Origin of the sequence: Sphingorhabdus sp. (assembly GCF_044354325.1) — a bacterium.
GTDB lineage: Bacteria > Pseudomonadota > Alphaproteobacteria > Sphingomonadales > Sphingomonadaceae > Sphingorhabdus_B.
Genome location: NZ_JBILAF010000101.1, coordinates 1 through 7,477, shown reverse-complemented (window position 1 = coordinate 7,477; position 7,477 = coordinate 1). Strand labels below are relative to the sequence as shown.

Sequence of the window (7,477 nt, the reverse complement as noted above, 5' to 3'; positions counted from 1 at the left end):
CGCCGGCCCTTTGGCCGCAATCCGTGAACGCATGGCGGCCGCCGCCAAGATGGCGCGGCGTGCGCCCGAAGACATTCATCTGATTGCCGTGTCGAAAACCCGCGCCGCAGAGGATATTGAACCGCTGATCCACGAAGGCCAAATGCTCTTCGGTGAAAACCGCGTTCAGGAAGCGGCGACCAAATGGCCCGCGTTGAAGCAGCGCCACCCCGGCGTGCAATTGCATCTGATCGGGCAGCTTCAATCCAACAAGGCGGACGAAGCGGTTGCCTTGTTCGATATGATCCATTCGGTTGACCGGCTGTCGCTGGCCACGGCGCTTGGCAAGGCGATGGAAAAGCAGGCGCGTTGTATCCCGTGCTTCATTCAAGTGAACATCGGCGCTGAAGAGCAAAAGGGTGGCTGCGCGGTTTCGGAATTGCCGGCATTGATTGCGGCGGCAAAGGACAGCGGCGTTCCATTGGCGGGATTGATGTGCATACCGCCAGCGTCGATTGAGGCTGCGCCATTTTTTGCATTGCTGGCCGAGCTCGCGGCGCGTCATGATTTGCCGCAACTGAGCATGGGCATGTCGGAAGATTTCGACACCGCGATCATGATGGGCGCGACCTATGTCCGCGTTGGCACAGCCTTATTTGGCGCGCGCAGCACCCCCGCTTAACGCAAAGCGCGCATAACCCGCCTTGGTCGCGACCAAGGCCTCAACCGTCTCGCCATCCGCCACGTCGCAGGCGTGCATAATCGCGTTGTCCTGCACATCAAGTCCGCCGGTGAGCGCGCCAAATGCGGGCATGATGATTTTGCGCGCAGTTTTGACAAAGCACCGCCGCGCGACCATCCGGCCACGCAAGACCTGACGAAATTTCGGGTGGAAATGCCCCGATATTTCGGGATTGGGATCGCCGCGTTGCGCTTCGTGCCGAAATGTGATGCCCGACAGGCATATTTCGTCGTGCGTTTTGCCGCCCCAGATACCCGAAACCGCGCGGTCGTGGTTCCCGGTGATCCAGAGCCATTTGGTATTGCGGGTCAAGTCGACCAACAACGCCGCCGCCGATTCCGCCAGCCGCGCCTCGCCGTCATCGTCGTGAAAATTATCGCCCAAGGATATGATTTTGGCTGGCCTATATGTGGTGCAGAGCGCCGCAATGTCCTCAAGCGTTGCGATGCTGTCATAAGGCGGCAGCATCTGGCCATTTAAGGCATAAGCGCTGGCTTTTTCCAAATGCAGATCGGACACAAGCAATGCATCTTGGGCAGGCCAATATAAGGCTGCCTCACCGGCAACCTCGAACGACTGACCCCCAAATTCAAAAGCATACGACATCGCCTGCGGCTATGCGGATTGTCTATCAGCGGCGCAAGCCGTTGTCGGCTGCATCCCTATAATGCGAGAGCAACCCGTGTTCTCGGTTCCAGCGAAACGCCCTTTGGCGGATCGAAGCCCACGCGCCGGTTGCTGAAATCAATCAGCACGCGGTCAAACAGTTTCAGCGCGTCCATGCCGAGCAAGATTGCTGGCCGATCCTGAAGGTTAAGCGCCGTGAACGCGTAATTGTCGGCGAAGGTCATGGGCATATCCTTAATGATCAGCCCGCCGACCTCGATCTCGCGAATTTGGGTATAGTCACCGTTCAGGATCGTGCCGGTCACACTCCGCATCTTCACCGGAATGAAGTCAAAGACGCGATGGCGCCTGCGCAGCTTATCGCGCAGGGCGACATTGGCCATGCTGCTTTGCGCGCCGGTGTCGAGAATGATGTCGACCTTAATACCATCAATCCGCGCGCTCGATAATATCATCCGGCCCGCCTTGCGCCGCGCCTGCACGACAATCATGCCATTTTCGAGCTTTGTCTTACCGCGCGTTTTACGCGACGGCAGCACATCCATTGTCTGCTGTACGAAATCGAGATGCACCCGATTGTCCTCCAGACTGTCGATACCCAACAGCCCATATGCGCCGAGGTTTGCGCGTTCCAGGCCGGGTGCCTCAACACCCTGCAGGTTAACCGACGCGGTGGAAATGCTGTCGATGAAGAAGCTGTTGACCTGATACCGTCCCGATATCGTCGCGAGCGTGAGCGTGGGGCCTGCCTCCAACGCCAGTTTGCGCGCGAGGTCATTGGCAATGACGGTCCGTTCTGCGCCGGTATCGACGATGAAGGGGACGGCGTCGCTGCCGTTCACACGCACCTGCACGGTCATCCGGTCGCTACGGTCAATGCCGAACTCTTCGGTGATCGCGGCAACATCCGATGCAGCATCCAGCGGAAGCAGCTCCTGCGCCATTGCCGATGTGCTTAAAAATAGGCCGATGAATCCAAGCGCGCTGCGTTGCATTTCAAATCTCCAATGCCGCCACAATACGCCTCTTTACGCACAGCGAAAGGCATGGCCCGTCGAACCGAATCCGCCTTTTGTCGAAGCGGGAACAAAGTCGTTTGTTGCGGCGGCAGCTTTGCGTTAGCCTCCGCATCATAAAATTACAGAAGGGGATAAATATGAAGAAACTTCTTTTGATTGCCGCGCTGGCTTTGCCCATGGCGCCTGCCTTTGCCGATGCGCCGAAACCCGACGCGCTGGTCGCCGATGGCGTCCCTCCCGTGCCGGATGAGCTACCCGTGCAGACGCGGCCCTATATGGAATTTCGTACGGCAAGCTTCTCCGGTTGGCATCCGACCGACAAATCCATGCTGATCGCGACCCGTTTCGGCAACACCGCGCAGTTGCACCGCGTCGCTGGGCCGATGATGGACCGTAAGCAAATTAGCTTTGAGGCGGAGCCCGTTGGTGGTGGCAGCTGGGCCCCGAAAACCGGCGACATATTGCTGACGCAGAAAGATATCGGCGGCAATGAATTCTACCAAATCTATGCGCTGAAGGACGGCAAGCTCACGCTGCTGACCGATGGCAAAAGCCGCAACAGCATAAACGCATGGAGCGATGATGGAGAGTTGGTCGCCTATACGTCGACGCGGCGCAACGGCAGCGACAATGACATCTACGTCATGAACCCGCGCGATCCATCGACAAGCCGGATGGTTGCCGAAGTCAAAGGCGGCGGTTGGAATGTTGGCGCGTTTTCGCCCGACAAGAAAAGCGCAGTGGTCGGCCAATATCTGTCGGTCAGCAATGTCGACATGTCGCTCCTTGATCTGGCCACGGGCAAGATGACCCCCATTGGCGATCATACCAAGGATATCGCCATTGGCGGCGCGTCCTTTGCGCCCGACGGTTCGCTGTGGGTTACGTCCGACGAAGGTTCGGACTTTCAGCGATTGGGGACCATCGACATCGCCACCGGAAAATTCACGCCGCGCGGTCCGGCAGAGAAATGGGATGTCGACAGCTTCGACATTTCACCGGACGGCAGTTTCATCGTGTACGAAACCAACGAGGCGGGGGTAAGCAAACTCAAATTGCTTGATCCCAAAACCAACACGGTCCGCGTTGTGGATGGCTTACCTGCAGGCATCATCGGCGGGTTCGAAGTCTCCGAATGGGGCGAGATCGGGGTGACGTTCACCTCGGCCCGCAGCGCGGCTGATGCGTACAGCATTGATCCAAAAACATTGAAGGTGACCCGCTGGACCGAAAGTGAAACCGGCGGTCTGGATGTGTCGAAGAATGTCGAGCCTGAATTGCTGACGGTCAAAAGCTTTGACGGGTTGCCCGTGTCCGGATTTCTCTATCGCCCCGATCCCGTGAAGTACCCCGGCAAGCGGCCGATGATCATGAACGTGCATGGCGGTCCAGAGGGGCAATCGCGGCCCGGCTTCCAAGGGCGCAGCAACTATCTACTGAACGAAATGGGTGTCGCGATTTTCTATCCCAACGTCCGCGGCTCAACCGGATATGGCAAAAAATTTGTCGGGCTGGATAACGGCCCGTTCAAACGCGAGGACTCGGTCAAAGACATGGGCGCGTTTCTGGGCACGCTGGCCAAAGACCCATCGCTTGACGCAAGCCGCTTTGGCCTCGCTGGCGGATCTTACGGGGGCTATATGTGCTATGCCGCCGCTGTGCAGTTCAAGGATAAATTGCGCGCGACGAACTGCATTGTCGCCATTTCCAACTTCGTGACCTTCCTTGAAAACACCCAAAGCTATCGCCGCGATTTGCGCCGCGTCGAATATGGCGATGAACGCGATCCGGCACAGCGGGCAAAGTTACTTGAAATTTCACCACTGACCCGCGTGGCGGAAATCACGAAACCGATGTTTGTTGTCACCGGTGGGAACGACCCCCGTGTGCCAGCATCCGAAGCCGATCAAATCGTAAAGGCCATCCGCGACAAGGGCGGCGTCGCTTGGCATTTGTTGGGCAAAAATGAAGGCCATGGCTTCGCCAAGAAAGAAAATGTCGACTATCAATTCTGGTCGACATTGATGTTCTGGAAGCAGAATTTGTTGAATTGACCTAACGTCTCGTCATCCTGAACTCGATTCAGGATAACACGCCACCGTCGCTTGTTATCCCGAAACCAGTTCGGGATGACGAAGCGTGGCGGTCGAGGCTACGGTTTCGTTTCACGGCGTCATCGCAATGCCGGCGAGGCTTTCAGCTTCCATCAGCAGTGCGTCGTCAACCGACCCCTGCGCCACACTCTCGCGGCCAATCATAACGAGCAACGGCACGGCGAGGGGGCTAACGCGTTCAAGGTCGACATGCAGCATTGTATCGGCGGCGCGGTCCAACAAATCACCAAGCCGCCCAACGTCGGCCAACCGCGTGCGCGCATCGGCCCACGCCGCCTCAAGCAACAGATGGTCGGGTTCATATTTGCGCAGCACATCGTAAATAAGGTCAGTGGAAAACGTAACCTGCTTGCCCGTCTTGCGTTTGCCGGGATGCTGCCGCTCGACAAGGCCGCTGATGACCGCGACCTCACGAAAGGCGCGTTTCAATAAATAGCTCGATTCGACCCACTCGGTGAATTCATCCGCCAAAATGTCGGAGGAGAAAAGCGGGCGTGCGTCCGTGATTGGCTTCAGGCTCCAGACGCCCAACGCATAATCGCTGGCGACAAAGCCCATGGGCATCAGGCCGCGGCTTTCCATGCGGCGGGTGATGAGCATGCCCAACGACTGGTGCGCGTTCCAACCTTCAAACGGATAGGTCACCATATAATGACGTTTGTCGTGCGGGAATGTCTCGACTAGAAGCTGACCGGGCTTGGGCATCTGGCTGCGATAGGCCTGCATCTCCAGCCACTCGCGCACTTCGTCGGGAAAGCGCGCCCAGCCTGCGCGATCGGTCAACATCTGCCGCACCCTACCCGCCAAATGGGTGGTGAGCGGCAAGCGTGCACCCATATAGCTTGGGATGTTGGTCGCAGGCTTCGTCGCGGCGCGGACAATGAGGTCGAGGTCCTTGATGGATTCGACTTCAAGCGCCATGCCGGCAAAGGTGAACGTGTTACCGGGGCTGAGCGTCGAGGCGAAGGATTCTTCTACCTTGCCCAACTTGCGGCCATTGCGGAAACGGATTTCGAGCATCGGCGCGTCAACGATGATGCCCGCATTAAACCGGTGCTGCGCGGCAAATTGCGGGTGCGAGAGCCGCCACCTGCCGTCGGGATCTTTGACCAGTTTCTTGAACCGGTCATACGCCCTCAATGAATAGCCACCCGTCGCGACAAACGCGATGACGCGGGCAAAGGTCGCGGCATCCATCGCGGAATAAGGCAGGGCAGATTGCACCTCCGCCAACAACTGTTCCTCATCAAACGGACCCGCGCACGCAATGCCCATGACATGCTGCGCCAAGACGTCATAGCTGCCGGGCCGGAAGGTTTCCCCATCGCGCACGCCCTCGGCCACCGCGTCATAGGCGGCCTGCGCCTCCAGATATTCAAAGCGGTTGCCCGGCACGAGGATGGCCTTGGATGGCTCGTCCATGCGGTGGTTCGATCGGCCAATGCGTTGCAGCAGCCTTGACGATCCCTTGGGCGCGCCCATTTGAATGACGCAGTCGACATCGCCCCAGTCGACACCCAGATCGAGCGAGGCCGTGCACACCAATGCGCGCAGCTTGCCGTCGGCCATTGCGCCTTCGACCTTGCGCCGCGCCTCAATCGATAGCGAGCCGTGGTGAATGCCGATGGCATATTTGGGCTCATTCGCATCCCACAATTTCTGGAAGATAAACTCGGCAAGGAAGCGCGTGTTGCAGAATATCAGGGTGATTTTGTTGCGGCCGATTTCGTCGATCAGCTGCGGTATCGCATGCTGTCCGCTGTGCCCCGCCCACGGCACGCGGCCTTCGGGGAGGAGGATGTTTAGGTCAGGCTCTGCCGCCGCCTCGCCTTCGACCAAGCGCACTTGGTCGATGTCACCATAAGGCGCGAGCCACGCGCGATAGTCATCGGGATCGGCGACGGTGGCCGATAGGGCAACGCGCTGCAAATCGGGGGCGAGCGTTTGCAGACGCGCAAGCGACAGGCTGAGCAGGTCACCGCGTTTACCATTGGCGAATGCGTGCACTTCATCGATGATGACGCGCTTGAGCGTCGAGAACATATGCACGCTGTCTTCGTGGCTGAGCAGCAGCGATAATGATTCGGGCGTAGTCAGCAATATATGCGGCGGCTTCACCCGCTGCCGCGCCTTGCGGTCGGACGGCGTATCGCCCGTGCGCGCCTCGACGCGGATGGGCAGGCCCATCTCTTCGATTGGCATTAACAGATTGCGCCGCACATCGACCGCAAGCGCCTTGAGCGGGGAGATATAAAGCGTGTGCAGGCCGCTCGCCGGCGTTAATGTGTTTCCCAGCGCAGGCTGGGATCCAGCCCCCAACTCAGCGTTGTTTGATGACGTCTGGACCCCGGCCTGCGCCGGGGAACGCATGTCTTTAACTAATTCGGCCAACGTCGGCAAAAACCCAGCCAGCGTCTTGCCCGCACCCGTCGCGGCCACGAGCAGCGCATGCCGCCCTACGCCAGCAGCTTCCAGCATCTCCAGTTGATGGCGCCGCGGCGTCCAATCGCGCGCGGCGAACCAGTCGAGGATGATGGAAGGTAATGTCACCAGAGCTTAATGCCCTGCTTGCTCTCCGCGTTCCAGTCCCGATGCCGCCAATTGCGCATCAATCTGCGTCATCAATCGGTCGAGGCCCTCTTCGCTTGATGCTTCCGCGCGTGCGACCAATACATCCTGCGTGTTTGATGCACGCAACAACCACCAGCCATCGGGCGTGTTCACGCGCGCGCCGTCGGTGTTGTTGACGTCGGCGCCGTCTGCCGAAAGGCGCGCGAGAACTTCGTCGATCACGGCGAACTTGCGGGTCTCATCGACCTGAAAACGCATTTCGGGGGTGTTGATCATGACGGGCATATCGCCGCGCAATTCAGTGACGCTTTTGCCGAGCTTGGCCGACGCCGCCATTAAACGCACCGCCGCGTAAATCGCGTCATCAAAGCCATAATATTCATGCTTGAAGAAGATGTGCCCGCTCATTTCGCCTGCCAGCGGCG

General features: G+C 58.8%; 5 protein-coding genes and 1 pseudogene. 2 read left to right on the top strand and 4 right to left on the bottom strand.

The features are described 5' to 3' along the window. A partial coding sequence (locus ACIQ0G_RS08965; RefSeq protein WP_397577611.1) for a YggS family pyridoxal phosphate-dependent enzyme occupies window positions 1-661 on the top strand: 661 nt, incomplete at its 5' end. Here the strand turns inward: ACIQ0G_RS08965 and pdeM are convergent. Then, on the bottom strand, window positions 632-1,327 hold the full coding sequence (gene pdeM, locus ACIQ0G_RS08960) for a ligase-associated DNA damage response endonuclease PdeM (protein ID WP_397577610.1): 696 nt from the start codon (window positions 1,325-1,327) through the stop codon (window positions 632-634). The genes ACIQ0G_RS08965 and pdeM overlap by 30 nt on opposite strands. A gap of 56 nt (window positions 1,328-1,383) precedes the next feature. Continuing rightward, the gene (locus ACIQ0G_RS08955) at window positions 1,384-2,343 is read right to left on the bottom strand and encodes a retroviral-like aspartic protease family protein (protein ID WP_397577609.1); all 960 of its coding nucleotides are present in this window, start codon (window positions 2,341-2,343) and stop codon (window positions 1,384-1,386) included. 161 nt (window positions 2,344-2,504) lie between these two features. Here ACIQ0G_RS08955 and ACIQ0G_RS08950 point away from each other — a divergent pair, with 161 nt between their 5' ends. After that, a complete protein-coding gene (locus ACIQ0G_RS08950) occupies window positions 2,505-4,421 on the top strand; it encodes a prolyl oligopeptidase family serine peptidase (protein WP_397577608.1) in 1,917 nt (638 codons plus the stop codon). A 111-nt stretch (window positions 4,422-4,532) separates the two neighbouring features. Here ACIQ0G_RS08950 and ACIQ0G_RS08945 read toward each other — a convergent pair whose 3' ends face one another. Further along, window positions 4,533-7,031, bottom strand: coding sequence for a ligase-associated DNA damage response DEXH box helicase (locus ACIQ0G_RS08945; protein WP_397577607.1), 2,499 nt, complete (start codon window positions 7,029-7,031; stop codon window positions 4,533-4,535). A gap of 6 nt (window positions 7,032-7,037) precedes the next feature. Then, window positions 7,038-7,477, bottom strand: a pseudogene (locus ACIQ0G_RS08940) (phosphomannomutase); the annotation flags it as partial.

Coding starts and splice junctions, on each gene's coding strand:
- pdeM (WP_397577610.1), bottom strand. CDS start 1,327: ATGTCGTATGCTTTTGAATTTGGGGGTCAGTCGTTCGAGGTTGCCGGT.
- ACIQ0G_RS08955 (WP_397577609.1), bottom strand. CDS start 2,343: ATGCAACGCAGCGCGCTTGGATTCATCGGCCTATTTTTAAGCACATCG.
- ACIQ0G_RS08950 (WP_397577608.1), top strand. CDS start 2,505: ATGAAGAAACTTCTTTTGATTGCCGCGCTGGCTTTGCCCATGGCGCCT.